Raw genomic sequence first — 26618 nt, 5'->3', positions numbered from 1 at the left:
CGCTGTTGAGGAAAAGCAATGTCAAGTGAACTGCATCGCGCTGCGTATTCGGTACTGCTCCCCGCATTCGGGGATTTGCAACTGGACGACACTGTGCGCCGTTACCTGAGCCGTGGTGGTGTCTCCCTGTTGCTGGGGGAAACCCGGGATGAATATGTCGGCCGAGACATGAGCCCGGCGCGCAAGGCCGCCGAATCCCAGGCTGACTTTATCAATGTCGTGCAGGAGGCGGCGGCCTTGGCCGGCGCGCCAGTGCTGATTGCGGTGGACCAGGAGCTTGGTGGGATTGAACGCCTGCACCACTTGGTACCCGCTGTCGCTTCCAGGACACAGCTTCAAGATCTCGGCGCCCAGGACATCGAACAGCGCTGCTTTGAGATGGCGACCGTGGCCCGTGGTCTGGGTCTCAATCTGTTCCTGGCACCGATTGTCGATGTGGTCACCGGTGCCAACCCGTGGTTGCTCAATCGACACCTGGGCGCCGACCCGGTTGAGGTCAGCCGGGTGTCCTGCGCTTTTATCCGTGGGGTGCAACGCGCGGGTGTCATCGCCACCGCCAAGCATTTCCCAGGGCACTATGTGACTGAGCATGATCCGGCGATTGCTGAAGCCACGGTGCCGGGACCTCTGGAGTTGCTCCATGACAACCTCGAAGTCTTCAAGGAAGTCATCGCTACCGGTGTGAAAGCGGTGATGCCAGGGCCGGCGGTGTTCCCCGCCATCGACCCTGATCACTCGGCCTCAACCTCGGCCAAGGTTATTGGTGTGCTGCGTGACACCCTTGGCTTCGGTGGGCTGATCATTTCCGATGACCTCGACGCGGTGTCCATTCTGCGGGGCAATTCCATCACTGACACCGCCGTCGCTTCATTGGTGGCCGGGGCGCATCTGTTGCTGGTCTCCAGTGAGTCCGGTCTGGACGCTATCGCCGATGCGATTGTCATGGCCGTGCAGGATGGCATCCTGGAGCGCCAGGTACTGTTGGACGCCGCCGCCAAGGTTCGCCAGCTCGCAATCGCCACCCATGGGGTTGATCATGAGCACCAATGAAAGCAAGGCCTACAGCGTCCTGTTTCCGGTATTGCTCGAGCTGGAGCTGAGCGATGACGTGCGCCGGTTTCTCGGCAATGGCGGGCGCAGCCTGCTGTTTGGCGAGACGGCCGAGGAGTACGTCAGCGGAAAAATGAGCACGACTCGCCTGCAATCGGAAACCCTGGAAAAGTGGCAACGCTTCACCGGCACGGCAACCGAGCAGGGCGGTCCTCTGCTGCTGGCGGCGGATGCCGATATTTCCGCCGTTCACCGCTTGCAAGGGGTAACTCCGGCTTTGCCGCAGCCCGATCTGGCCAGGTCCATGGACAGTGTCGAGTTGGAAGAGGCCTGCTTTCAGGTGGCAACCGCGGTGCGCAACGCCGGGGTGAACCTGCTGCTGTCGCCCACGGCCGATGTGGTCGGTGGCACCAATGTCTGGTTGGCGGGACGTACGCTGTCCGATGATATCGAGCAGGCCGCGGCAATGGTTGGCGCCTATGTCCGTGGCGTGCGGCGGGCCGGGTTGGCCAGCACGCTGAAGCACTTCCCCGGGCATCCGGTGTTGCTGCGCCAGCCATCGACTGAAGAGGCCGTGGTCGGTGAATCCATGGAGCAGCTACGTCGTTACTGGCCCGCGTTTCAGGCCGGAGTCGAGGCCGGGGCGGACGCGGTGATGATGGGACCGGCGATTTTCAGTGCCTGCACGCCGCCCGCTGCCGCCTCCCTTTCCCCCGAGCTGATCGGCGTGCTGCGCCAGGAACTGGGGTTCAAGGGTTTGGTCATGACCATCGACCTGGACCACCGCTCCACCATCGGCCAGTTGTCCCTCGGCGAAGTGGCGGTGGCGGCATTGAATGCCGGCGCGGATCTGCTGCTGATTTCCGCCAAGGCAATGCCGGAGATGGCGCAGATGGTTCGGGCCATCGTCACCGCTGTTGCCCTGGGCACCTTGCCCCAGGAAAGACTGGATGCCGCCGCGTTGTCTGTTGCCAGCCTGGCTGACCGCCTGGCGGGTCGCCAATGATCCAACCTGACGCAGCCACTGCGTCAGGTTGCGGCGAATTTACCCGGACTGCGAAATCTCTTGTTGAACCCCATCTCTCTACAATCAGTAACAACGGTAGGAGAGTCATATGGCAACCCAAACGAACATTCTGGTCCTGCATTCCACAGTCGCAAAACATTCGACCCTGGCGATGGATATCGACATTGCACAGGCCGTGGGTTTCGATGCGCTGGAGATCAACAGCGCCAAACTGGAAGCGTATCTGCAGGCCGGTTATTCCGAGCGTGAACTTCAGGAGCTGCTCAAAGGAGTCCACGTTCCGGGTATCGGTTACCTGAGGGATATCGAACGTCAGGGCGCCGAACGTGATGACCTGTTGAAGGAAGCGGAGCGGCTTTTTCAACTGGCCAAGCTGGCCGGCGCCAAAGGCGTGCAAGTGCTCACCGGGCCGATCAACGTACAGGCCGTGCTGGATTTTCAGCGAGGCGCCAAGCGTGAGCACTACAGCGGTTTGCTGGGCCGAGATGAATCCGAGCAGTACACCTTGACCGCGAGGAACCTTGCAACGCTGGCCGATCTGGCCCGGCAGTACGATCTGCTGCTTTACCTTGAGGCCTTGTCCTGGACGCCCTTGAACAGCCTGGAACACCAGTTGCAGCTGATCGATCGCACCGAGCGCGATAACGTCAGGATGGTTGTCGATTACTGGCATTGCTTTACCTCCGGTGTCACACCACAGGACATTGCGGGGATGAACAAGGACGTTATCTACGGCGTGCATGTCTGTGACTCGCTCGCCTTCGAGGGCGGTATTCCCAATGAAGAAGTCCTCAGGGATGTCCCCACGGGCAGCGGAGTGCTGGATCTTGCCGAGTGGACCGCAGCGGTAAAAGCCACCGGTTACGTCGGCTGGTGGAGTTGTGAGTTGTTCTGCAAAAAACAGCAGCAGCAAAACAGCTACGAAGTCGCCAGAGAGCTGAAGGCGCTTTTGACCCGATTGGTTGGTTGATCAAAGCCTTTTCACTACCCACTGAACACTAAAAATAACTGAGGTCGTCATGGTGGATTTCATCGTGATCGGAGGCGGTTCGACCGGCTGCACGGTCGCATCGCGTCTGAGCGAAGACTCTTGTGCATCCGTTGTTCTTTTTGAAGAAGGGCCTCGCGATCGCAGCCCCTATATCCATATCCCCGGTGCCTACTACAAAACGGCCCAGGGCCCGCTGCTCAAGCGCTATGCCTGGGAACCCACCGAGGACCAGCATCGCACTGAAGCGCCGACCATGGTTCAGGCCAGCGTGCTGGGCGGTGGCAGTTCAGTCAATGCGATGATCTACATCCGCGGCGTGCCCGCCGACTACGACGGTTGGGTCGAGCAGGGAGCCGCCGGCTGGGGGTACAACGACGTATTGCCCTACTTCAAGAAGGCGGAAGACAACGAGCGCTTCTGCAACGAGGTCCATGGCGTCGGTGGGCCGCTGGGGGTGTCTGATCCGATCAATATCCACCCCCTGACCAAGGTCTGGCTGCGTGCTTGCCAGCAGTACGGCCTGCCGTACAACGAAGACTTCAACTCGGGCAAACCCGAAGGGTGCGGGCTGTACCAGATCACCGCGAAAAATGGTTTTCGCAGCAGCGCGGCAGTGGCCTACCTGGCGCCTGCCAAACGCCGCAAGAGCCTGACGGTCAAGACGGGTTGTCGGGTACTGCGTATTTTGCTGAAGGGCAACAAGGCCGTCGGCGTGGAATACCTCGAGAAGGGTGTGCGCCGCGTGATGCACGCCGACAAGGAAATCGTGCTCTCTTCCGGTGCCATCAACTCACCGCGCCTGTTGATGTTGTCCGGTATCGGGCCGGCCGCCCAGCTTGAAAAGCACGGCATCGAAGTGGTCAAGGATTTGCCCGGGGTTGGGCAGAACCTCCAGGACCATATCGAAGTGTCCCTGGTGTATGAGTTGACCGGGCCCCACAGCTACGACAAGTACAAAAAACCGCTATGGAAAATCATGGCGGGCTTGCAGTACGCGCTGTTCCGACAAGGTCCGGCGGCCTCCAACCTGATTGAAGGCGGTGCCTTCTGGTGGGGCGATAAAGCGGCCAAGCATCCGGACATCCAGTATTTCATGGTGGTAGGTGCCGGCATCGAAGAGGGGGTTGATTCTGTTCCGGGTGGCAATGGCTGCACCTTGAACCTGGGGCAGATACGACCCAGGTCCCGGGGTTATGTCGAGCTTCATTCTGCCGATCCGATGTCGCCGCCACGCATCGTGCCCAACTATTTCTCCGATCCTTACGACATTGAAAGCCTGGTGGACGGTTGCCTGGTGGGGGAAGCGATCATGGCTCAGGCGGCCTTCAAACCCTATGTCGCGCGGCGTCATGTGCCTGACGCCGGCGTCCGGTCGCGAGAGGCCATGAAGAAGTTCTGTCACGAAGAGGCCCATGCTGCGTTGCACCCTTCGGGCACCTGCCGCATGGGCGTGGATGAATACGCGGTGGTGGGGCCGGATCTCAAGGTGCATGGCATTGACGGGCTGCGGGTGGCCGATGCGTCGATCATGCCGACGTTGATTTCAGGCAACCCCAACTCGGTGTGCATCATGATCGGTGAAAAAGCCGCGGACATGATCAGGCATGCCCGATAGGTCCATTTTCCTATAGAGGCATTGAAGAAAAAGCGCTTCATCACGCCCCTGAACCTTATACTTGGCCCGCCGTCCAGGCAGGTTAGGTTCAGGAGTTGAAACCATGGCAGGTAGCAGTTTTTTCGCGTTGTTCGATGACATCGCAACCTTGTTGGACGACATATCGGTGATGAGCAAGGTCGCCGTGAAGAAAACCGCCAGTGTTCTGACGGATGATCTGGCGGTGAACGCGGAGAAGGTGGTTGAGCTCAAGGCGGATCGTGAGCTGCCAGTGGTGTGGGCCGTGTGCAAGGGCTCCCTGGTCAACAAGGCGATTCTTGTCCCGCTGGCGCTGGGGCTCAATTACCTGGCCCCTGCGCTGGTCCATTGGTTGCTGGTGATTGGCGGGATCTACCTCTGCTATGAAGGTATCGAGTCGCTTATCGAGAAGTTGAGTCCCCATGGCGGCCAGGATGAAGCACGAAAGGTAAAGAGGCTCAATGAAGCCGAGGCAAAGGTCTACGAGGCGAAGAAGGTGAAAGGCGCCATCGTGACCGACTTTGTCCTGAGCGCCGAGATCGTGGTGATCACCCTCAATGTCGTGGCTGAGGCGCCTTTCGTGCAGCAGTTGATAACGCTTGTGTTGATCTCCTTGCTGGTGACGTTTGGTGTGTACGGGCTAGTGGCTGGCATCGTTCGGCTGGATGACCTCGGACTGCGGCTGCGCAAGATCACCCACCCCGGTCATTTCTCGGCAACGCTTCACCGGATGGGCGGCTGGCTGATATCGGCCGCGCCCAAGCTGATGAAACTGCTGTCGTGGGTGGGCACCATCGCCATGTTTTTTGTCGGAGGGGCGTTCATTGCGGAAGCGGTCCACGGTGGACCTGAATGGATCGTCAAGCCGGCCATCAAGCATTGGCTGGAGAACTATTTGATCCAGGCCACCGTGGGACTGATCGCCGGGGCCATTGCAGTCGCAGTGGCCTGGACGGCAAGACGGCTGAGTCATCGGGTACTAGGGTAGGCCCTTGACCCGCAGGTGACGCGCAGGGCGGCTCAAACCCTCGAGTCGCTCATGGGATCCATTCGACTTGATGTAGATCAAGCCGGAAAGTCCTCCGACTCCGATAGTGTGCGCTCGTGCTTGCACTCCATCAGTGCCTGGCAACGACTATTGCATTGAGGTGTCGATGTGTACGCGTTCTCGCCACGGGAGTTGCCGGAGCAACTCTTCATATTGACCGAGCTTGCGCTCAACCTGCGCTGGACCTGGAATCACGCACTCGACGGTCTCTGGGAAGCGATCGATCCAATGCTATGGGAGCGTACCCATAATCCCTGGATGATTCTGCAGAACGCGTCGCCGCAGCGTTTTGAGGCGCTCTGTCGGGATACCTCGTTCTCGCAGACACTCACACAGGCCATCGAAGAGCACCGGCGTTATCTCGGTGAGCCGGGCTGGTATGCACAGCAGTCGGCGCCCGCCGATTCGGCGCGGATCGCATACTTCAGCATGGAGTTTGGCCTGAGCGAGGCCTTTCCACTCTACGCCGGCGGACTCGGTGTACTGGCCGGGGATTATCTCAAGACGGCCAGCGACCTGGGCGCCCCGGTAGTCGGAGTGGGCTTGCTCTACCAGGAAGGTTATTTCCGGCAAAGCATCGACTCGGCCGGTCGACAGCATGAGGCCTATCCCTACAACGACCCGACCAGCCTGCCGATCCAGCCGGCTATTGGCAGCGACGGCGCCTGGCTGAAAGTCGCGCTGCAACTTCCGGGGCGCACGTTGCATTTGCGGGTGTGGCAGGCCATCGTCGGACGTACACGCCTGTATCTGCTGGACAGTAACGATCTGCTCAATGGCGCCGGCGACCGCGGGATCACCTCCAAATTGTACGGCGGCGGTTCGCAAATGCGTTTGCTCCAGGAAGTGGTGCTCGGCATCGGCGGCTGGACGGTACTCGAAGCCCTGGGGATCGACGTGGACGTGTGCCACCTGAACGAGGGGCATGCCGCACTGCTGGTGCTGGAGCGGGCCCGCTGCTTCATGCACAAGATGGGCGTTTCGTTCCGGGAAGCCTGGTGGGCGACGCGTGCCGGGAATGTCTTCACCACGCATACGCCGGTGGCGGCGGGTTTTGATGTCTTCCCCGCCGCGCTGATCGGCAAGTACGCGCGTCCCTACCTCGAAGACTGTGATCTTTCATTGCGCGAACTGCTGGCATTGGGTCGGCGTGATCCGCTGGATGACGACGAGCCGTTCAACATGGCTTTTCTCGCCTTGCGTGGCTGTGCCCAGTGCAATGGGGTGAGTCGCCTGCATGGTGAGGTCAGCCGTCGTCTGTTCAGCGATCTGTATCCACGCTGGCCGTTTCAGGAAGTACCCGTGGGGCATGTGACCAACGGCGTCCATGTGCCTTCCTGGGACTCGGTCTGGTCCGATCACCTGTGGACCACCTGCTGCGGCAAGGAGCGTTGGCTCGGTAGCGTGGAGTCGCTCCCCGGGCCGCTTTCCGACAGCGACGACCAGGCCCTGTGGACCATGGCCGGCGAGCAACGCCTTGATCTGGTGAAGTACGCGCGTCAGCGTCTGGCCTGGCATCTTGGGCAGCGTGGCGAGTCCGTGCAGCAGGTTGAAGAGGCCGCGCAGGTGCTCGATCCCAATTGCCTCACGCTCGGTTTCGCCCGGCGCTTTACCGACTACAAGCGCCCGAATCTGCTGCTGCATGACCCGGATCGCCTGACGCGTCTGCTCACCGATGAGCAGCGTCCGGTCCAGCTGATCATCGCGGGTAAGGCCCATCCCGATGATGAGCAGGGCAAGCAATTGATCCAGGCCTGGATGGACTTCGTTCATCGTCCTGGTCTGCGCCGGCACGTGGTGTTCCTGGAGGATTACGACCTCGAACTGGCCCAGCATCTGGTACAGGGCGTCGATGTCTGGATCAATACACCACGACGCCCCTGGGAAGCCTGCGGTACCAGCGGCATGAAGGTGTTGGTCAATGGCGGATTGAACCTGTCCGAACGCGACGGCTGGTGGGCGGAGGCCTACCAGCCCGATTGCGGCTGGGCCATCGGCACTGACGGGCCCAGCGACGATGTGGTCGATGCCGAGTGCCTGTACCGCTTGCTCGAGGACGCAGTCGTGCCGTCCTTCTACACCCGCGACACCCAGGGCATTCCCCGTGCCTGGGTGCAACGCATGCGGGCCAGCATGTCGCAACTGGGGCCGCAATTCAGCAGTAACCGCATGCTGCTCGAATACCTGGAGCGTTTTTACCAACCGGCGATTCAGGCGTTCCGACGCCGCCGCGAGGACCAGGCCGGGCTCGCCCGTGGGCTTCAGGCGTGGCAGAAGGCGCTGAGCGCGGGGTGGGACAACATACATTTTGGTACGCTCGATGCACATCGCGACGGCGATCAGCTACATATCAGCGTGCCTGTCTATCTGGGGGAGATCGCCCCGGAATGGGTAAAGGTGGAGCTCTGTGCCGCCTTGCGCGACGAGTCCCCGGCGCTGTGCCTGCCGATGACCGCCAGCGGCCCGATTCCCGGCGCCGTTCACGGTTATATCTTTTCCCTCTCGATGGCTGTCACGCGACCCCTGGAGGATTACACCCCACGGGTTCGCGCCTGGCACCCGGAGGCCTTTCTGCCGGCGGAAAATGCGCTGATCGCCTGGCAGCGTTGAGGCCCGGTCAGTGGTCATAGGCCTCGAAGCCGGAGACCACATCGAACAGCTCTTCGTCGATGCTGTCCTGGCGCAGTCGGTGAAAATCGTCCCCCAGGGTTTTCAGCAGTTCGCCGATGTTTTTCTCCGCCCGCTGCATGGCCGCCAGACGGCTGGCATTTTCGCTGGCCAATGACTCCGCGCAGCTACGGAACAGCGAGACAAACAGATACTCGCGAATAAACGCGAGCGAAACCTGCTCGCCGTTTTGCTGTACTTCGGGAAGGTTATTGGTGGGCCAGGGCCTGCTGGCCAGCTGGCGTTGCCAGGCATCGTCCAATGGCAGCATGCGCTGGCTGACCGATTCGTAGAGTGCCCCAGGTTTTGGTCTGTTGTGAAAAAGGTAGACCTGGCCGATTTCGCCCCGTTCACGCTGGCTTTCAAGCTCAAGCAGAATCTGGCTGACCAGGGGTGTGATCTCGACGATAGCGTTCGGCAGGATAAAGCGGCTGGAAGTGTTCAATGGACTGTCGGCAAGGCGTGATTGGATACGCTCGCCCACCACCCAGAGCATTTTTCTGTTTGGCAGTGGATCCAGTGTTTCAAGCACAAACTCGGCGAGCGCATCGTTGAACTGGCCGACCAGTCCCTGATCGGAGCCGAACACCACCGCGCAGACCGTCCCCGGGTCCTGCTGTTTGCGCTGGCCCAAAGCGCCGGATTGGCGCTGGCGGAAACAGGCCAGCAGGCCGAGTTGCACCGTTCGGTCATAGTCCTCCAGCGAGCGCACGGCGTTCTCATATTGACTGATGTTCGACGCCGCCATCGCTTTCATCGTGCGCACCACGGATTCGAGATCGCCGGCACTGGCGATCTTGCGCCGCAGGCTGGCGCCGGTGTCGCTCATGACGACACCGGGTTATCGGGCGTCGCCAGGAATTGCGCCACGGCCTGCCTGGCGAGTTCGGTCATCAGCTGTTTGTCGGCATCGCTCAGTTTATCGGTGCCTGCCAGGCTCGCGCCGAGCGCGGCGGGAAGCGTGGCGGCCGCGGCCCGGACGGCCTGCTCGGCATCCGCCATCCGGGTCAGCGGTACCGGATCGAACAGTCCCGCGGTCAAGGCCAGTAAAACGGTGATTTGCACGGAGGTCGACAAGGGGGAGAACTCCTGCTGCTTGAGGCAGGCGCGAATACGCCGGCCATGCTCGATCAGCTTGCGGGTGGCCTCATCGAGGCGGGCGCCAAAGCGGGCGAAGGTCTCGAGTTCCTCGAACTGGGCGTAGGCCAGTTTCAGGTCGCCGGCGACGGCCCGGTAGGCGGCGCTTTGCGCCTTGCCACCGACCCGTGAAACCGATTTGCCGACATCCACCGCCGGCAACACCCCGAGTTCAAAAAGTGAAGGCGACAGATAGATCTGGCCGTCGGTGATGGAAATCAGATTGGTCGGAATATAAGCGGAAATGTCCTGGGCGGCGGTTTCGATGATCGGCAAGGCGGTCAGCGAACCCCCGCCGAGTTCCGGACGCAGATGGGTGCTGCGTTCGAGCAGACGCGAATGGATATAGAAAATATCGCCAGGAAAGGCTTCACGCCCAGGGGGCCGGCGCAGCAGCAGTGACAGCTCCCGATAGGCTTGCGCGTGCTGGGTCAGGTCGTCGTAGACCACCAGCACGTCGCGGCCCTGTTCCATGAAGTACTCGGCAATGCTGGTTGCGGCGTAGGGGGCGATATAGGCCAGCCCGGGGGCGTTGTTGCCCTCGCTGACGATCACCACGGTGTAGGGCAGGGCGCCCTTTTCCCGTAGCGTGTCGATAAGTTTGGCGACGCCGGAAGCACGTTGGCCAATGGCGCAATAGACACAAATGACGTTCTTGTCGCGCTGATTGATGATGGTATCGAGCGCAATGGTCGTCTTGCCGGTCTGCCGATCGCCGAGAATCAGTTCCCGTTGCCCACGCCCGACCGGAATCAGCGCATCGATCACTTTGATGCCGGTTTGCAGCGGCACGCTGACCGGAGCCCGGTCCATGATCGGCGCGGCCGGTCGTTCCAGCGGCAGGCGCGGTCCTGGCGGTAGCGGCGCGAGGCCATCCAGGGGGCGTCCTGTCGGATCGATGGTACGTCCCAGCAGTGCCTCCCCGACCGGCACATCGACGACATGCCCGCCACGCTCGACCGGGTCGCCGGCCTGCAGCTCCCAGTAGTCGCCGAGCAGGACCACGCCGATTTCATCTTCGTCGATATTGAAGGCGATGCCCTTGATCCCGTGCGGAAATATCAGCACCTCCTCGAAACCGACACCGGGCAGGCCGCTCACCTTGGCGATCCCCGGAGCGACGCTGCGCACCTGCCCGATCTCTCGGGGGGCCAGCGGCGGCACAAACGCCTCGGTCGCCTCCCGTATGCGGGCAAAGGTCTGCTCCAGGACATTCTCCAGCCGTTCATCGGGCATGGGGGGCTTCCTTGTCGGAGAGAACCTTGGCCGGGGTATTGACCGCGAGCAGATCGCCGACGCTGCTTTCCAACTCCGTCAGGTAGTGCGCGATGCTCCACGCCACCTTTTGTCCGTCGGTGCACAGCTCGATGCCGCTGACCAGCTCCGGAGCCGTTTCGAAACGGGCCTGGGTGGCGCTTCCGAGCAGTGCCTGGAGTTCCGCTTCGAGGCTGGCGCGATGCGCCGCCGATAGCTCGAAGGTGCTACGCACGACTATCGGCAGGGCCTTGTTCCGCAGGGCGCCGGCCAGCTTTTGCTTTTCATCTGAACCTAGGGTCTGCAGGCGCTTTATGAAAGTGGCGACCATTTGCTCTTCCAGCGTCACGCCGGACAAATCGCTCAATGCCTTGCGCGCAATGCTGAAGACCTCCTGTTGCGTACGGCGAAAGATTTCCTGGTGCAGGGCCTGGGCCTCACTGCGCAGGCTGTCCTGTTGCCGGGCGCCCAGGTTGATGGCTTCCTGGCGTGCGGCATCCAGCAGACGCTGGCGCTCGTTGTTCGCCGCGTCGGTTGCCTGGCTGAGCAATGCCGCGCGTTCCCTGTCGAAGTCGGCGTTCTTGCGCTGGAATGCTTCACGCTCCTGTCCGGCCTCGGCTTTTTTCGCATCGGCCTCCGCCAGTTCCCTGGCGATACGCTGTTCACGGGCGTCGATGGCGTTGAGTATCGGACGATAGAGAAAGCGCTTGAGCAACCAGACCAGAATCAGGAAGTTGAGGATCTGTGCGCCGACAGTGAACCAGTCGATAAGCATGATCTACTTTCCAGCGACCTGGGCGATGGCGTGGCTCCAGAATGGATTGGCGAAAATCAGGATCATCGAGACGACGAAGCAATAGATGGCCACCGACTCGACCATCGCCAGGCCGACAAACAGGGTGCGGGTAATGGTGGCCGATGCGTCGGGTTGTTGCGCCAGGGCGCTGAGCGCGGTGGCCACCGCGCGACCTTCGCCGAGCGCCGGGCCGATACTGCCGATGGCGATGGTCAGGCCCGAGGTAATGATCGAAGCCACTGCGATAATTGTCATGCTGTCCATGGTCACGCCTTCCGGGGGGGTCATGTGGTTGAGGCAGGTTCAGGGGTTCTGGGTGATTTGCGCGAGCGGGTTGCCGCGGCGATGTAGACCGCCGCCAGGATGCTGAAAATGTAGGCCTGGACCATGCCGGTCAAGAGTCCCAGGGCACTCAGGAGCACGGGAAAGATGAAGGGGGTGATGGTCAGCAGGATGGCCAGGATCATCGTGCCGCTCATCATGTTGCCGAACAGCCGGGCCGCCAGTGCCAGGGTGCGCGACAATTCGCTGACGATATTGAACGGCAGCATGATCACCGTCGGTTTCAGGTAGGCGTTCAGGTATTCAGCCAGGCCGCTTTCGGCGATACCGAACAACGGCACGGCGATAAACACGCAAATAGCCAGTGCCGCGGTGGTCGACAGGGAGCCGGTTGGTGGCTCGTAGCCGGGCACGATGGTGAAGAGGCTGGCCGTTCCCACGAAAAGGAACAGGGTGCCGAGAAACCCCAGGTATTTGCGCGGCTGGACCAGGCCGACTTCGCCGATCTGCGTGACGATGCCGGTCACGACAATTTCCAGCAGATTCTGCCAGCGGCTGCGCTCCAGCCCTGTCGCCAGACGTCGGGTGATCAGATGGGAACCCAGTGTCAGCACCAGCATCAGGCCCCAGGTGAAGGCGATGGTCGCGTTGATCTTGAACAGGCCGTATTGCCACAGCACGATGTCGTCCGGACTAAGGTGCATGGTCACCCTCCAGGTTCACCACTGCCGGGCGCGAGAGCCGCATAATGAGCAGGCGTGCCACGACAAAGCCGGACAAGGCGGCCAGCCAGCGTTGCCAGGTGTCGCCGCAGGCCAGGTAGAGGCCCACCAGCACGATGGTTGTACGCACCAGCAGGCTGGCAAAAAACCACAGCCCGACCCACGGCGACGCCATCGCCCGCCGAACCGTCCACCACAGGCCGCCAAAAAACACGACACCCAGCACCACACCGGCCAGCAGGGGCGCCAAGAGGTTTAGTTCATTCATCGTCATCGGTCTCCTGTTCGTGTATTTCGCGCTCTTCCTTGGCGACCCAATGCCAGGCATTGAAACAGCCCAGCACCAGGCCGGCGGCCATGAGTGCCAGCGTCCATGAGCGCCCGCCCGGGTAGCGGTCATCCAGCCACAGGCCGGCGGCCGCGCCGAGCAGGGTGGGAATCACCACCGACCAGCCGATCAGCCCCATCATCCCCAGGCCTGACCAGACGGTCCGCGTCCTATGGCGTTGAGCCTTGAGTTTGCGGGCCGCCTTGCTGCCGACTTGCTGGCTGAAGGCCTTTTCGCCGGGTGTCGGCTTTTTCTCGTCGTCACTCATGATGCAGGGCGGCGAAGCGGCGAATGAAGCTGCTTTCCAGTTTAGCCAAGGCCGAGCGAACGCTTTGCTCTTGCTCGTGCCGGCTGAGGAACTCCCGTTCGATCACCTGGCGCAGCTGCGCAAGGTCCATATTGCCGATCGCATCGCGCACGCACACCAGGACTTCGCCACCGGTTTTAACCAGCACGCCTTCGTCGACCGCCAGGCAGACTTCGCCTCCCTCCCTCGTTTCATAGGTCAGGATGCCCGGCACCAGGGCCGCGGCGCAGTCGAGCCGGTTGGGCAGCAGGCCAAAGGCGCCACTGAGTGATTCGGCAACGATGCGCAGGACCTCGTGCTCCTCGGCGAAGACCTTGAAGGGCAGCAGAATCTTAAGATGCATGCGGGTTGACGGCATTTCCCACCTCCGGGACGTGCTTGTCCATGGCTTCGTCGATACGGCCAATCATGTACAACGCCGCCTCCGGCACATCCTTGAACTCGTCTCGCAGGATACGCTCGCAGCCGTCAAGGGCGTCCTTGAGGCTGACCAGCTTGCCCTGCATGCCGGTGAACTGTTCCGTGGTGAAAAACGGCTGGGTGAGAAAACGCTCCAGCCGGCGTGCACGCGCCACCACATTGCGGTCTTCGCTCGACAATTGTTCGAGGCCGAGCATGGCGATGATGTCCTTGAGATCGGCATATTGCGCCAGCGTGCGGCGGATCTCCTGGGCCAGTGCGTAATGTCGCGTGCCGATAACCCCGGGCGTCGCCATCTTCGAGTTTGACTGTAGTGGATCTATGGCGGGATAGAGCCCCTCGCTGGCCCGTTTGCGCGAAAGCACGATGGACGCCGACAGGTGCGAGAAGGTGTGCATCGCGGCCGGATCGGTGAAGTCGTCCGCCGGGACGTACACCGCCTGGATCGAGGTGATGGCACCGGAGTCGGTATTGGCGATACGGTCTTGCAGTTGGGCCAGCTCGGTCCCCAGGGTCGGCTGATAGCCCAGGCGGGCGGGCATCTGCCCCATCAGCCCGGAGATTTCCATGCCGGCTTGAATGAAGCGGAAGATGTTGTCGACCAGCAACAGCACGTCACGGTGTTCATCGTCGCGGAAATACTCGGCCATGGTCAGCGCCACATGGCCGACCCGGAAGCGGGCACCCGGTGGCTCGTTCATCTGGCCGAACACCATCACCATGTTGTCGAGCACGCCGGCCGACTTCATGTCGCGATAAAGCTCTTCGCCCTCGCGACAGCGCTCGCCAATGCCACAGAAGATGCTGACCCCTTCGTGCTGGCCGACCATATTGTGGATCATCTCGGTCAGCAGCACTGTCTTGCCGACTCCCGCACCGCCAAACAACCCGGCCTTGCCGCCACGTTCCAGTGGCATCAGGACGTCAATGATTTTCACGCCGGTCTCGAACACTTCGGATTGGGTCGTACGGTGCGCGAGCGGGGGCGGTGGGCAATGCACGCTGCGCCAATCCACCTCGGGTGCCGGCAGCCGGTCGATGGCGTTGCCGAAGACATCGAACATCCGTGACAGGATTTCCTTGCCAATGGGGGCCAATAGCGGCCCGCCACTATCCGCGACCGGCATACCCCGGGCGAGTCCCTGGGTGGGGGTCAGGGCGATGCCACGCACCCGTTGTGCATCGAGTTGGGCAAAGACTTCAATAAAAACCTTGCCGTCCACTCCGGCATGCAACAGCGAGTGTATCGGCGGAAGCAGGGACTCGAAGTGAATATCGACGACGCTGCCCCGTACTGACACGATGACCCCCAGGTTCGAGAAGCCGGCCATGTTGTTCATGGGGTTGCCCATAAGCATCCAACCACCGGGACGCCACATTCCTGGCTGAACTCGATGCTGACACGGCTCAAGTGAACGACTGCATCCGGCATGGCTGTCCTCCGGGCGATTGAATCAGGCAATCAGCAAGTGATCCTGTACTTTTCTCACGCCGGGCACCGACCAGGCTGCCCGGGCGGCCAACTGGCGTTCACGCCATAGATGAACCTTGCCTTCGAGCTTCACGACATCGCCATCGACCTCGACGTGAATGCCCTTGGCATCGAGCTCGGCATTGCGCTTGAGGGCTTCTTCGATGCGTTGCTGGATATCGACAACGTCCACCCGCGCGCGCAGGGTGATCTGGTTGTTCACACCCAGCACACCGGACAGCTTGCGCACGGCCCGTTCAGCGGTTTCTTTCTGATACTGCCAGTCCACTTCGCCTTCCAGGGTGATCCAGCCTTTCTGCACAATGACCTTGACGGCGTCTTCGGCAATATCGGAGCTCCAGGTGATGATATTCAAGGCGCGGTTGGCGATGGTGTCGTCGTCCATGCCGGCGCCTTTGGCCAGCCGTACCTGTATTTCTTCCGCCACCGCGCGAACGCCCCTGACGCTTTTGACCGTCTGTTCGGCGCTGACTTTCTGAGCGTAGCTTTTGACATGACCGGAGAGCGTGACAACACCGTTGTCCACCGCCACGCCAATATTGGCGGCGTCGATTTCGGGGTGGAACTCAAGCTCTTCCATTATGGTATTGCGCAGACTCAAATCGCTCATGAGGGTGTCCTCTGGCTGATGCACGGGGGAGGGTCGCGAGAACCCGTCAATCTTTTCTACGCCTGAGCACCGGAAAATCATTGAGCTAAATCAACAATGCCTTGTTGAGGTCGATCCCGATGTCGTGTCTTGCGCGTGCGTGGTGTCGTAGCGCTTGCCCGCTTTGCCCGTCTCGACCCTGCCTGACTATCAGGCGCGAATTGTCCCGCATCTATATACATTCGATAATGATTTACAGCTTGTCGATAAGCGGATTTTCACGGTGGTGTAGGGATTTTCCTAGCCTGTTTCCGTTGTTCCTATCCCGGAATAGGGATTCACCGATGGTGAGGGTGCCATTGTTGGGCCAGTATCTTTCCCAGGTAGTCGAGATGTCGGTACGCCGACAAGGAGATGCCCCGACCGAGAGAGCGGCGGTGGGCGAAAAGGCATGACCTACCCCGGCTTTGATACTGTTAGAAGTGCCATAGAATAAAATTCAACGAGGGCAGGTCATGTTGAAATGTCATGAGTTCTGTCAGGCGGCGCCCGACAGCGAGGCAAGGCCTTTTTGGAGGGATCGACCCACTCACTCCGAGTTGGAAGTTGATTGCGTGATGGGGTGCGCCAGTGAAACGCCAGACAGCAGCGTTTTATCAGCCTCAGCCTCTCCCCATGACGCTTCCAGTTCCCCGCAGCCCCCGCGAATAGCGATGAACGACGAGCTGGTTGCCGCCAGGAGCCTCTGCGCAAAATCCCGCGCCGCCGTGGTTGAGATGTTCAGGCACGCGCGCATGGGCCGTGCCCTGGAACTGGAAAGCATCGGTGCACTTGTCGATGACATTTCCAGTTCGATTTCACGCCACCCCGACGCGTTTATCAGCCTGGCTCGTCTGAAAAGTCTCGATGATTACACCTATATGCATTCGGTTGCCGTCTGCGCCCTGATGATCGCCTTGGGCAATCAACTGGGCCTGCCTGAAGCATTGATCCGCAGAGTGGGGCTCGCCGGCCTGTTGCACGATATTGGAAAAATGGCCATCCCTGGCGCCGTCCTCAACAAACCCGGGCGATTGACCGACGAGGAATTGCAGTTGGTTCGTACCCACCCTCTGGAAGGAGAAAAAACACTGTCGGCCACCTCGCAGGTGTGCGAAATGGTTGTGGATGTATGCCTGCACCATCACGAAAGGTTCGATGGCCAGGGCTACCCGCATCAATTGGCCGGTGAGCAGATCAGCCTCTTTTCCCGGATGGCCGCTGTTTGTGATGTCTATGACGCGATCACCTCCGATCGTGCTTATAACGAGGGCTGGGATCCAGCCGTTGCGGTCCAGAAAATGTCATCGTGGGAAGGGCACTTTGACGATGAAGTATTTCGAGCTTTCTTGAAGTGCGTGGGTATTTATCCCGTGGGGTCGCTTGTTCAACTGAAAAGTGGCCGCATTGGCGTTGTTGTTGAACAGAACAGTCATTCGCTCTTGACCCCCAAGGTGAAGCTGTTCTATGTGCCGGTCTTGAATGTCCATATAACACCCAAACTCGTGGACCTGAGTGATCCGTTGCAGAAGGACCGGATCTGTACGCGTGTGCCTGTCCAGCGCTACAGGTTCAAAGACACCGACTTATTGTGGCAGGAAGAGAGCAAACCCCAACAATCCTGACGAAAGCGCCGGGCTTTAGCGTCTGCGCATGCCGTTCGTCGAACCATGACATGAGTCGGGCGGCTAGGTTCCGCGCCTGCAAACATGGTCTAATCAGGCGACAATTTGGGGGCGCGGAAATATTTTCGTACGACACCAGCAGGCCGCCCCTCGCAACCCTCAGGTTCTGAATAGGGCTGTCATGGATACCGGTTCACGACTCAAGCTTGTACGAGAAAGTTACAAGATATCCCAGCGGGAGCTGGCCAGGCGCAGTGGCCTGGCCAATGGAACGATTTCGTTGATCGAATTAAATCGCGTGAGCCCCTCGGTCAGTTCGTTGAAAAAACTCCTCGAAGGGTTTCCCATGACCTTGGCGGACTTCTTCTCCTTCGATCAGCCCGTGGAGGAGCAGCGCTATATCTTCCGCGCCAACGAACAACCTGATCTGGGCCGTGACGGACTCAGGTTGCTGCTGGTCGGTGCCCAGGTGCCTGGTCGGCAAATGCGCATGTTGCGCGAGCAGTACGCCCCCGGGGCAGGCTCAGGGGCAGAGCCGATCGTGCATGCCATCGGCGAGGAGTGCGGGTTGGTCACGCGCGGCACGATTGAGCTGACGGTGGACGGCAAGATCAGCGTGCTGACGGCCGGGGACGGGTATTACTTTCCGACGACGCTCCCCCATAGCTTTCGCAACATCGGCCAGGATGAAGCCGAGATCATCAGCGCCAACACACCGGCGAACTTTTGATCGCTATCCTCGTGCGTCGGTCCCCCCATGCCTCTGCCTGGGGTTCAATTTGCTTGATTGGGAAGACCTGCGCTTTTTCTCCGCATTTGCCCGTGAGGGATCTGGCAAACCAATCGCGGAGAGGTGCGTGCAGAGGGCCGCAATCTGACAACGAGTCTGTGGTCGCGGGTTTGACCACGGACTCGGTTCTAGGTCTGTCTTATGGCTGAACGGCTAATCCCATAAGGCGAAATGGATGCCAGCGACCTTGTCCAACCTTGCTCTTTACGAGCTCTCTATAGGTGTGCCATTGCCGAGTCATCTTGCCTTAGAACTGCTACTGAACGCCTCCCGAGGAAGAATGCGATTGTAATATGGCTGATACAGGGCAAGAAACAGCTTGCCCTGATACTGGAGATTAGACGTCAGCACCGCCTAAAATATTTTCTAGTTGCATTTCTTTTAAAACACGGTCTTGAATGGGTTGCTTGGCAGCGTTAATTTCATCAACACCCCAAACCATGCCGACCGCTGTGCGTGTAGGGCGTTTGCCAGCAGGCATATCTGCTAGCGCTAAATAAGTATCTACGACCAACTGTGGATCTGGTGCTTGGTCAGACTGCATAAATTTCGCGAACTCTGCGAACATAGCGGCAGGTATCTTTGCTAATTCACCATAGCTGTCCAGCACGTCAATACGGGAAGGCTCTTGCCCTCCTGCACTTAGACCTGTAGGGAACGGGCCTGGTTGCACGATGGCAATATCAATGCCGAAGGGCGCCACTTCGTAACGTAAGCCTTGGACGTAGCCTTCCAAAGCATGCTTGGTGGCGGCGTATGTAGAGAAATACGGCGCCGAAATCTGGCCGACCATTGATGAGGTGTTAATGATCAGACCGGACTTGGCTTCCCGCATAGCGGGCAAGACAGCCTGTATAATGCGCATAGCGCCATAGTAGTTGGTTTCCATCTGTTCCCTGGCTTGGGCAATACTAAATGCCTCCGTAATGCCAAGGTACATTACGCCTGCATTGTTAATCAAAATATCAATCTTGCCCGCTTTAGCCAGCAAACTTTCAATGGCTGTTTTGACGGATTCGTCGCTGGTGACATCCATATCTACAACATGGATGAGCTTGCTATACGCTTCCAGCTCGGTCTTGACTGCGGCGTTCTTGCCTTCTGTGCCACGCATGGTGGCGAACACTCGGTAGCCCTTATCTGCAAAATCTTTCACTGCTTTTAGGCCAAATCCACTGCTGCTACCTGTGATGATTACGTTTTTTTGTGCGTCACTCATATTTTCTTTCCTGGTGGCTTGTCAATTAAATACCGACTGGTACAATAAGGTGGCAGGGCATCGCATGTCAAGTTAAAATACCAGGTGGTACGAAATGAGCTCAAATCCAACAAAGCCTTCAAGGGGACGACCTAAGACCCTGGACCGTGATCACGTTTTGGATGTGGCAATGGATGCCTATTGGAAAGAGGGCATAGGCAACTTATCCCTTAATGAAATTTGCAGAAGATGTGATATATCGAAGCCAGGTCTTTATCGTGAATTTTGGAATGAAGATGGCTTGATGAAAGCTGTTATTCTTAAATATCAGGAGCAGGTGCTAGATCCTGTGCTGCAGATGTTAAATACAGAAATGCCGTTTCGAGAGGCGCTTGACAACTTAGTGTCATTTGCCACCTCGGTTAGTGATAGTCAGGAGATCCCAAAGGGATGCCTTTTGATAAAAATGCGCGAATCACGCACGCACTTGGGTGAAGCAGCACGAGCACAAATTGATTTCATTCAGGCGCAAGCATCAACTGCTTACTGGAAATGGGTGGAACGTTCAAAGGCCAAATGTGAGTTTTCTGCAGACATGTCATCAGAGTTTGCATCTGCCTATATCGATGCACAGTTAAGTAATGCTTCGTCACAGATCTCTCGTGGTGAGGATCCACAAATTGTAAAGAAAATACTAGTAGTCGCTTTTTCTATGTTGGGATGACTAGTGATCACATGAGCTCTCAGGGCATCGTGCTCAGGGAAGACGAACAAATTGAACTGAGTCGGCGCATAAGATCAGTCCGCGCGACGTTCGTCGGGCGCGGATGATTTTGCTAACCGCTCAAGGTTGTTCTCGTTCGGCAGGCCAGACCTCAAAAATGTAGCTACTGCCTGTGTGATGGCCGAGGTCTTTCGCTCGTGGTGCCCACCCATGGCTCCAAGCTTTGGCATTTCAGGTTCCAGTGGCGAGTGTTGAGGAACCGTTTCGCCAGGACAACCAGTAAGGTCTCTGAGCCTTCTTATGCCGACGCGCCTGGTACTGCGCAAGCGCGCTGCGCAGGAGCATGGGGCATCGATCGAATTTAGCCGTCCTTGCTTTGCGTGGTGGGTCGGGACGCTTATTTCTTCCGAGGAAGGGTTCGGACAAACGCGACAGCCTCTGCCAAAAGCTTCTGTGCCAGCAAGTCGTCAGCGAAGGTTTCCGATTCAACGCGCAGCCAACCCTCCATGATGCGTCCTCTTGAGATCATCGGGGTGATGCCGCTGATAGCCAGTACCTCTCGGTCGTAATCCTTGCCCAGCCGGATCAGCGCGCCGTCATTCCGCGCGGCGCACAACAAATGGCCGTTCATCAACCAGGCCAGCCCCCCGAACATGGCTTTTTCCGACAATCCTTCCACGATGGAAAGTTGGTCACGCATCAGTTCTTCGAGTCCGGGGTCGCTAGCCATGAGTCGTACCTTCCTATGCCCTAGAGCTTCCTGCCGAAACGAAATGATGCTCCGTAGGCCGAGTCGGGTAAATGGTTGCTGCCATCTTCCCTCAGCCTGGACCGGAAGGTTCCGCTATGGGGCTGGGTTCTGTAGAGGCCGCGCTTTTGCAATTCAGGAATGATCAACTCCACGAAGTCTTCAAGCGAGCCGGGACTGATCAACGGATTGATCATGTAGCCGCTGGTGCCGGAGATACGTGCATGCTCCTCGATCCGGTCGACGACCTGTTGCGGGGTGCCGACCAGGATCAGGTCGCTGCCGCGGGTGACCTTGGCAAAGCGCTGTTTTACGTCGCCTGCCGTCAAAGGTTTGCCACTGCCATCGGGGTGCATGACGTAGGACGTCAAGCCTTCGGTATGGGTCGACAGTGCATCACTGTCGGCATAGCGGCTGATATCGATACCGGTGTCGCCGGCATAGCTGACCAGTTGCGCCTGAAGATGGTAGTTGCTTTGCAAAACATCATATTTGCGCTGGGCTTCAATCTCGCTTTTGGCGGTGACAATCCGCAGCACGGTCAGGGACTTCACATCCTCACGCTCACGGCCGCGTGCCTGGGCCTTGGCCCAGATGTCTTCCAGCCCCTGACGAATTTCATGGGGGTTGGATTTGGCGATGAAAATCAGCTCGGCATGCTTGGCCGCGAATTCACGACCCCGACCCGACCAGCCGGCCTGGATCAGCAGCGGTGTGCGCTGTGGCGACGGCGAGGTCAGATGCGGTCCGGCCACTCGATAATGCTCGCCCACGTGATTGATCGGTCGTACCCGGTCACCCCGTGCATACACTTGGCGAGCCTTGTCGGCCACCACGGCATCGTCGGCCCAGCTGCCTTCCCAGAGTTTGTACGCCACATCGAGAAACTCTTCGGCGCGTTCATAGCGGTCATCGTGTTTGATCATCTGTTCCAGGCCGAAATTACGCGCGGCACTGGAGAGATAGGAGGTCACGATGTTCCAGCCCACGCGGCCGTTGGTCAGGTGATCCAGGGTGCTGAAGCGCCGGGCATGGGTGAAGGGGTGTTCGTAGCTGGTGGTGACCGTGACACCGAAGGCCAGATGCTCGGTGACCGCTGCCAGGGCCGGAATGATCATCAGCGGATCGTTGGCCGGCGCCTCCACGGCCCATTTCATCGCGGCATCGGCGTTGCCGCCAAAGACGTCGTAGAAGCCCAGCACATCGCCGAAGAACAGCATGTCGAGGTTGGCCTGGTCGGCAATGCGCGCCAGGTTTGTCCAGTAGCCCAGGGAGTTGATGGCCAGGCGTTCGTCGGCCGGGTGCGTCCAGAGACTTGGCGCACCGCCGCAGCCGACACTGGCTTGTTCGTAGAGGGCAAACAATAGAGGTTTTGGATCGGACATCTTCGTTCCTGAAAAAGTCGTTGAAGGGGTGGACTCACCGCTGGTTCTTGAACCCTTTGCCGTAATGGCGCTCTAGGCGTACCTGTATCAGCTCCAGACCGATGGAGAGCAGCCAATAGATGACTGCGGCGGTGGTGAGCATTTCGATATAGCGATAGGAGGAGCGGCCATACGACTGCGCCAGGAACATCACTTCCCAGACGCCCATGACCGAGATCAGCGAGGAGTCCTTGAGCATGGAAATGAACTGGCTGGTGGTCGGCGGAATGATCGTGCGCATCGCTTGCGGCAGGACGATGTGCAGGAAGGTCGCCGTGGGGCGCAGGCCGAGGGCGGCTGCCGCTTCCCGCTGACCGGGTGCCACGGCCATGATGCCCGCGCGAAAGATCTCGCTGAGGTAGGCGCCGTAGTTCAGCGAAAGCGCAATGATGCCCGCGCTGATCGCCCCGGGCACCACACCCAGTTGCGGCAGGCCCAGGTAGATCAGCAGTATCTGGATCAGCAGGGGCGTACCGCGGAAAAACGAGGCGTAGAAACTGGCCACGCCGAAGGCTACCGCGCTGGATGACAAGCGTGCCAAGGCCGTCACGAAGCCCAGTAGCAGCGACAGCCAGATCGAACAGAAGCACAGGAACAACGTCAGTGCCGCCCCCTGCAGAAAGCCGTTCGGTCCCAGGCGCAGGCCGACCAGGTTCGGCCATTTATCCAGAATGATCGAGAACTTCAGATCGAAGCTCATGAAAAACAGCACGCACAGTCCGAGCATGACCGCCCAGGTCAGATACAGCCGGGCCCGGAAACTCAATAGAGGGTGCCAGCGGCGCTGCTTGCTTTCGCTTGCCGAAGTCACGGGCGTGGGTGTTGGCTCAAAGGCTGTCATTGGCTGATATCGGTACCGATCCACTTCTGCGAAATCTTGCTGAGTGTCCCGTCGGCTTTAAGCTGGGCAACGATCTGAGTGATCTTGGCATTCCATTGCGCATCGCCTTTTTCGACGGCCACGACGTTGGGTTCCGCATACAAGGTGTCGCCGGCAATCTTGAAACGAGGGTCCTGGGCAATCCGTTCGCGGGCGGTGATGAGGTTGGTGACCATGGCGTCAAGACGCACGCCGGTTCCCAGGGCGAGGTCCTGGAAGGCCACCGTTTCATTGTCGTAGGGCGCGACCTGGACCTGATCGAATGGGTACTTCAGGGGTTTGTCCTCGGCACCCTCGATCACCAGATCCTTGTTCAGGTAGGCCTCGTAGGTCGAGGCGCTGATCACGCCGACTTTCTTGCCCGAGAGGTCCTTGCCCGAGGCGATGTCATTGTTCTTGGCGTTCACCACAATGACCGCCGGCGACTGGTAATACTCCACCGGGAAATCAAACACTTCAGCGCGTGCCTTGCTCGGGGTCATCGAGCAGACGCATATGTCATAGCGTCCGCTCCAGTGGCCTGCCGCGATCACATCCCATGAAGGGGTTTCCAGATGCAGCTTCACCCCAAGACGCTGTGCCACGGCCTTGGCGACATCGACGTCAAAACCATCCAGCTGGTTTTGATCGTTGAGAAAGGAGAAGGGCGGGTAGCTTTCCATCAAGACACCGACGAGCTCGCCTTTTTTTGTCACTCGATCAAGGGTGGAGCCGGCCAGTGCCAGTGAGCAGTTCGCAAGCAGAGCGAGACCCAGCGGTAGAAGGACTGTTTTTTTCAAAGGCGATTACTCAGGCAGTTGTTTAAAAAGACTGAATAGATTTAAACGCACTATAAAATTGATTTGTAATACTTAAAATGAATATTAATCTTGCATTGGGCTATATCGTGGGGCTCTGTGGAATCAGGTCGCGCGGGCCAGAATGGATTGCGCGCGGCCCATGACCGGCGCATCGATCATTTGCCCATCCAGTACGAAGACGCCTTCACCTGAGCCGGCGGCCTCGAGGATGCGTTGTGCCCAAACCAATTCCTCACGACTGGGTTTCAGCGCCTGATGGATAATGGTCACCTGGGTCGGATGGATACACAGCGCACCACCAAAGCCCATGTCACGGGCAAGTTGGACGGCGGTGTGCAGGCCTGCGCTGTCCTGGATGGACGGAAATACGCCGTCCAGTGCCGGGGAGAGTCCAGCCACTCGAGTGTTCAGCAATACGGCATAGCGGGCCTGGCCAAGGATTTCTTCTGCGGCACGGCTGCCAGTGGTCAAACTCAGGTCCAGTCCCAGATCGAGGCTGCCAAACGACAAGCGCTCAACGCCTTGGACGCTGGCAATGGAGCTGAGAGCAACCAAGCCCCTGGCACTCTCGATGATCGGCCAGATCGGTTTGCCGGTCTGGCCCGCAGTGAGCACTTGCGCCGCGCTTTCGGCTTTGGGCAGCAAGATACCGATTACACCCGCATGGCGTCGGCACAGGTCCAGATCCGCAGCATGCGCCCAGTGCCCCGGGGCATTCACACGAACCAGAATACGTACTTCGGGGCTGTCGCTCAGAAAACGCTCCAGGTTGTCTCTGGCCTGCTCCTTGAGGGTTTCCTGCACGGCATCCTCCAAGTCGACAATGACCCGGTCCGCGCCGCTGGCGATGGCTTTGGGGATGCGTTCTGGACGTGTGGCCGGCACAAACAGGGCGGAGCGGACAATCGACGTACTCATGGTGCTTCTTCCTCGCTGAACTCGATTTCTCCGATCTGTGCGGTGCCGTCCTGATTGCCTGCCCAGACTTGCGCCTTGCCGCTGTCGAGCAATCGTCCGCCCACCTCAAAAGGTTGCGGTGAAATGAGGGGGCGTACACCTCTGAAACTGAAGCGCTTCAGGTGTGCGGTCGGGTGCGCCTTGGTAAAGGCCTGCAAGTTCAGGGTAGCGATCAACGGGCCGTGCACCACCAGGCCCGGATAACCTTCAGTCTCTGTGACGTAAGGCCAGTCATAGTGAATGCGGTGGCCATTGAAGGTGACCGCGGAGTAGCGGAACAGCAAGGTCGGGGAGGGCTCGACCGGTTCCTGCCACTGCCCTTCGGGCAGCGCTTCGGCGCCGCTGAGCTTGGGTGGCGAGGGCTCCCGGTAGACGATGTCCTGCTCATCCTGCAGGGCACGCTGGCCGTCCTGGAAATACTCATGGCGTACGGTGACAAACAGCAAGGAACCGGTACGCCCGTGTTTTTCTTCAACATGGGTGATGGTCGAGATGCAAGATACCTTGGCCTCTACCAGTAATGGCTGGTAAAACTCCAGTCGGCTACCCGCCCACATGCGATTACGGTTATGAGCCGGAGGCAGGAAACCACCGAGCGCTGGATGGCCGTCAGGACCCAGTTCGCCTGCGACAACTGGTTCCTGGAAGAACGCCCAGTGCCACAAGGGCGGCAACGGTTCACCCGGCAGGGGGGGCTCCTCGCCCAAAGTCGCGGCTATGCGTTTTACCAGGTTGAAGCTGATCCGATCCTGGCTTTCCTGACGACGGCCGATCCAGGTCGAAAAATCTATATTGCTCATACACATTGCTCCTGTCGGCCTGTGATCAGGCCAGGGCGGCCATTTCAGGGATAGCCTCAAACAAGTCCGCCACCAGACCGTAATCGGCCACCTGGAAGATCGGTGCGTCTTCGTCCTTGTTGATCGCGACGATCACCTTGGAGTCCTTCATACCGGCCAAATGCTGGATCGCGCCGGAGATACCGACGGCGATGTACAGCTGTGGCGCGACGATTTTGCCGGTCTGGCCGACCTGCATGTCGTTCGGTACGAAACCGGCGTCGACCGCAGCACGGGAAGCACCCACCGCGGCACCGAGCTTGTCGGCCAGGGTATATAGGTGCTTGAAGTTGTCACCGTTCTGCATGCCACGACCGCCGGAAACGACAATCTTGGCAGCGGTCAGTTCAGGACGGTCGGACTTGGCCAGCGACTCAAAGACGAACGACGACTTGCCTGCATCATGAGCCGCGGCGACGGCTTCAACCGCGGCCAAACCGCCTTCAGCGGCAACCGGGTTGAAACCGGTGGCACGCACGGTGATGACCTTGACGGCGGCGTTCGATTGCACGGTGGCAATGGCGTTACCGGCATAGATCGGACGCTTGAAGGTGTCAGCGCTTTCCACCGAGATGATCTCGGAGATCTGGTCGACGTCCAACTGCGCGGCAACCCGTGGCAGGATGTTCTTGCCGTTTGACGTGGCCGAAGCCAGGACATGGCTGAAAATCGTGTGTTGTTCAAGCACCAGGTTTGCCACCAGAGGGGCAATATTCTCGGGGAGTTGATGTGCGTAGGCGGCGTTGTCAGCCACCAGCACTTTCGACACGCCAGCGATTTTCGCGGCAGCTTCAGCCACGGCACCCACGCCCTGGCCTGCAACCAGCAGGTGAATATCGCCACCGATTTTC

27 protein-coding genes and 1 pseudogene are annotated in these 26618 nt (G+C 59.4%); 10 read left to right on the top strand and 18 right to left on the bottom strand.

Features of this window, described 5'->3' with window-relative positions:
* The first annotated feature begins 18 nt into the window (after positions 1–18).
* From HX830_RS00660 to glgP, 6 genes are all read left to right on the top strand, one after another.
* Positions 19–1050 carry a glycoside hydrolase family 3 N-terminal domain-containing protein gene (locus HX830_RS00660; protein ID WP_177098642.1) on the top strand — a complete coding sequence of 344 codons (1032 nt, stop codon included), beginning with the start codon at positions 19–21 and terminating at the stop codon, positions 1048–1050.
* Positions 1037–2056, top strand: coding sequence for a glycoside hydrolase family 3 N-terminal domain-containing protein (locus HX830_RS00655; protein ID WP_177098641.1), 1020 nt, complete (start codon positions 1037–1039; stop codon positions 2054–2056). The genes HX830_RS00660 and HX830_RS00655 overlap by 14 nt, the downstream gene beginning before the upstream one ends.
* 109 nt (positions 2057–2165) lie before the next feature.
* On the top strand, positions 2166–3047 hold the full coding sequence (locus tag HX830_RS00650; protein ID WP_177098640.1) for a sugar phosphate isomerase/epimerase family protein: 882 nt from the start codon (positions 2166–2168) through the stop codon (positions 3045–3047).
* A 49-nt stretch (positions 3048–3096) separates the two neighbouring features.
* Positions 3097–4683: a GMC family oxidoreductase gene (locus HX830_RS00645; protein WP_177098639.1), complete on the top strand. Its 1587-nt coding sequence runs from the start codon at positions 3097–3099 to the stop codon at positions 4681–4683.
* A 103-nt stretch (positions 4684–4786) separates the two neighbouring features.
* Positions 4787–5689, top strand: coding sequence for a DUF808 domain-containing protein (locus HX830_RS00640; RefSeq protein WP_177098638.1), 903 nt, complete (start codon positions 4787–4789; stop codon positions 5687–5689).
* 168 nt (positions 5690–5857) lie between these two features.
* The gene (gene glgP, locus HX830_RS00635; RefSeq protein ID WP_177098637.1) at positions 5858–8359 is read left to right on the top strand and encodes an alpha-glucan family phosphorylase; all 2502 of its coding nucleotides are present in this window, start codon (positions 5858–5860) and stop codon (positions 8357–8359) included.
* A 7-nt stretch (positions 8360–8366) separates the two neighbouring features.
* On the opposite strand, the gene HX830_RS00630 is transcribed toward glgP, so the two are convergent.
* The 10 genes from HX830_RS00630 to HX830_RS00585 form a co-directional block, all read right to left on the bottom strand.
* Entirely contained in the window at positions 8367–9245 is an 879-nt protein-coding gene (locus tag HX830_RS00630; protein ID WP_152740780.1) for a F0F1 ATP synthase subunit gamma, read from the bottom strand.
* Complete coding sequence (locus HX830_RS00625) at positions 9242–10789, bottom strand: alternate F1F0 ATPase, F1 subunit alpha (protein ID WP_177098636.1); 1548 nt, start codon at positions 10787–10789, stop codon at positions 9242–9244. The genes HX830_RS00630 and HX830_RS00625 overlap by 4 nt, the downstream gene beginning before the upstream one ends.
* Positions 10779–11582: a F0F1 ATP synthase subunit B family protein gene (locus HX830_RS00620; RefSeq protein ID WP_177098635.1), complete on the bottom strand. Its 804-nt coding sequence runs from the start codon at positions 11580–11582 to the stop codon at positions 10779–10781. Before HX830_RS00620 ends, HX830_RS00625 begins: the two co-directional genes overlap by 11 nt.
* Before the next feature lie 3 nt (positions 11583–11585).
* Positions 11586–11867: a F0F1 ATP synthase subunit C gene (locus HX830_RS00615; RefSeq protein WP_100943204.1), complete on the bottom strand. Its 282-nt coding sequence runs from the start codon at positions 11865–11867 to the stop codon at positions 11586–11588.
* Between the two features lie 20 nt (positions 11868–11887).
* Entirely contained in the window at positions 11888–12589 is a 702-nt protein-coding gene (locus HX830_RS00610) for a F0F1 ATP synthase subunit A (protein ID WP_103498171.1), read from the bottom strand.
* Positions 12579–12875, bottom strand: coding sequence for an ATP synthase subunit I (locus HX830_RS00605; protein ID WP_152740783.1), 297 nt, complete (start codon positions 12873–12875; stop codon positions 12579–12581). Before HX830_RS00605 ends, HX830_RS00610 begins: the two co-directional genes overlap by 11 nt.
* Positions 12868–13203, bottom strand: coding sequence for an AtpZ/AtpI family protein (locus tag HX830_RS00600; protein ID WP_177098634.1), 336 nt, complete (start codon positions 13201–13203; stop codon positions 12868–12870). The genes HX830_RS00605 and HX830_RS00600 overlap by 8 nt, the downstream gene beginning before the upstream one ends.
* On the bottom strand, positions 13196–13585 hold the full coding sequence (locus HX830_RS00595) for a F0F1 ATP synthase subunit epsilon (RefSeq protein WP_152740889.1): 390 nt from the start codon (positions 13583–13585) through the stop codon (positions 13196–13198). Before HX830_RS00595 ends, HX830_RS00600 begins: the two co-directional genes overlap by 8 nt.
* Positions 13575–14993, bottom strand: coding sequence for a F0F1 ATP synthase subunit beta (atpD, locus tag HX830_RS00590; protein WP_256350377.1), 1419 nt, complete (start codon positions 14991–14993; stop codon positions 13575–13577). Before atpD ends, HX830_RS00595 begins: the two co-directional genes overlap by 11 nt.
* A 123-nt stretch (positions 14994–15116) precedes the next feature.
* Complete coding sequence (locus tag HX830_RS00585) at positions 15117–15764, bottom strand: BON domain-containing protein (RefSeq protein WP_103498175.1); 648 nt, start codon at positions 15762–15764, stop codon at positions 15117–15119.
* 692 nt (positions 15765–16456) lie between these two features.
* Here HX830_RS00585 and HX830_RS00580 point away from each other — a divergent pair.
* Together HX830_RS00580 and HX830_RS00575 are read left to right on the top strand one after the other, a co-directional pair.
* Positions 16457–17407: an HD-GYP domain-containing protein gene (locus tag HX830_RS00580; protein WP_371317463.1), complete on the top strand. Its 951-nt coding sequence runs from the start codon at positions 16457–16459 to the stop codon at positions 17405–17407.
* Between the two features lie 181 nt (positions 17408–17588).
* A complete protein-coding gene (locus HX830_RS00575) occupies positions 17589–18137 on the top strand; it encodes a cupin domain-containing protein (RefSeq protein ID WP_103498179.1) in 549 nt (182 codons plus the stop codon).
* Between the two features lie 397 nt (positions 18138–18534).
* Here HX830_RS00575 and HX830_RS00570 read toward each other — a convergent pair whose 3' ends face one another.
* Positions 18535–19416 carry an SDR family oxidoreductase gene (locus HX830_RS00570; protein ID WP_177098632.1) on the bottom strand — a complete coding sequence of 294 codons (882 nt, stop codon included), beginning with the start codon at positions 19414–19416 and terminating at the stop codon, positions 18535–18537.
* Between the two features lie 94 nt (positions 19417–19510).
* Between HX830_RS00570 and HX830_RS00565 the strand changes: the two genes are divergently transcribed.
* Together HX830_RS00565 and HX830_RS00560 are read left to right on the top strand one after the other, a co-directional pair.
* Entirely contained in the window at positions 19511–20119 is a 609-nt protein-coding gene (locus HX830_RS00565) for a TetR/AcrR family transcriptional regulator (protein ID WP_103498181.1), read from the top strand.
* An 11-nt stretch (positions 20120–20130) separates the two neighbouring features.
* A pseudogene (locus HX830_RS00560) lies at positions 20131–20258 on the top strand (IS630 family transposase); the annotation flags it as partial.
* Between the two features lie 258 nt (positions 20259–20516).
* Here HX830_RS00560 and HX830_RS00555 read toward each other — a convergent pair.
* From HX830_RS00555 to HX830_RS00525, 7 genes are all read right to left on the bottom strand, one after another.
* Positions 20517–20849, bottom strand: coding sequence for a TfoX/Sxy family protein (locus HX830_RS00555; RefSeq protein WP_177098631.1), 333 nt, complete (start codon positions 20847–20849; stop codon positions 20517–20519).
* Between the two features lie 20 nt (positions 20850–20869).
* The gene (locus tag HX830_RS00550) at positions 20870–22252 is read right to left on the bottom strand and encodes an LLM class flavin-dependent oxidoreductase (protein WP_152740790.1); all 1383 of its coding nucleotides are present in this window, start codon (positions 22250–22252) and stop codon (positions 20870–20872) included.
* A 34-nt stretch (positions 22253–22286) separates the two neighbouring features.
* On the bottom strand, positions 22287–23132 hold the full coding sequence (locus HX830_RS00545; protein WP_177098630.1) for an amino acid ABC transporter permease: 846 nt from the start codon (positions 23130–23132) through the stop codon (positions 22287–22289).
* A complete protein-coding gene (locus HX830_RS00540; protein ID WP_177098629.1) occupies positions 23129–23950 on the bottom strand; it encodes a transporter substrate-binding domain-containing protein in 822 nt (273 codons plus the stop codon). Before HX830_RS00540 ends, HX830_RS00545 begins: the two co-directional genes overlap by 4 nt.
* Before the next feature lie 123 nt (positions 23951–24073).
* Positions 24074–24889, bottom strand: a complete 816-nt coding sequence (locus HX830_RS00535; protein ID WP_177098628.1) for an HpcH/HpaI aldolase/citrate lyase family protein — start codon at positions 24887–24889, stop codon at positions 24074–24076.
* Positions 24886–25728, bottom strand: coding sequence for an FAS1-like dehydratase domain-containing protein (locus tag HX830_RS00530; protein WP_177098627.1), 843 nt, complete (start codon positions 25726–25728; stop codon positions 24886–24888). Before HX830_RS00530 ends, HX830_RS00535 begins: the two co-directional genes overlap by 4 nt.
* 25 nt (positions 25729–25753) lie before the next feature.
* A partial coding sequence (locus HX830_RS00525; RefSeq protein ID WP_177098626.1) for an electron transfer flavoprotein subunit alpha/FixB family protein occupies positions 25754–26618 on the bottom strand: 865 nt, incomplete at its 5' end.

The sequence above is a fragment of the Pseudomonas gingeri genome, assembly GCF_013385425.1.
GTDB lineage: Bacteria > Pseudomonadota > Gammaproteobacteria > Pseudomonadales > Pseudomonadaceae > Aquipseudomonas > Aquipseudomonas gingeri_D.
This window is presented reverse-complemented; position numbering and strand designations above follow the sequence as displayed.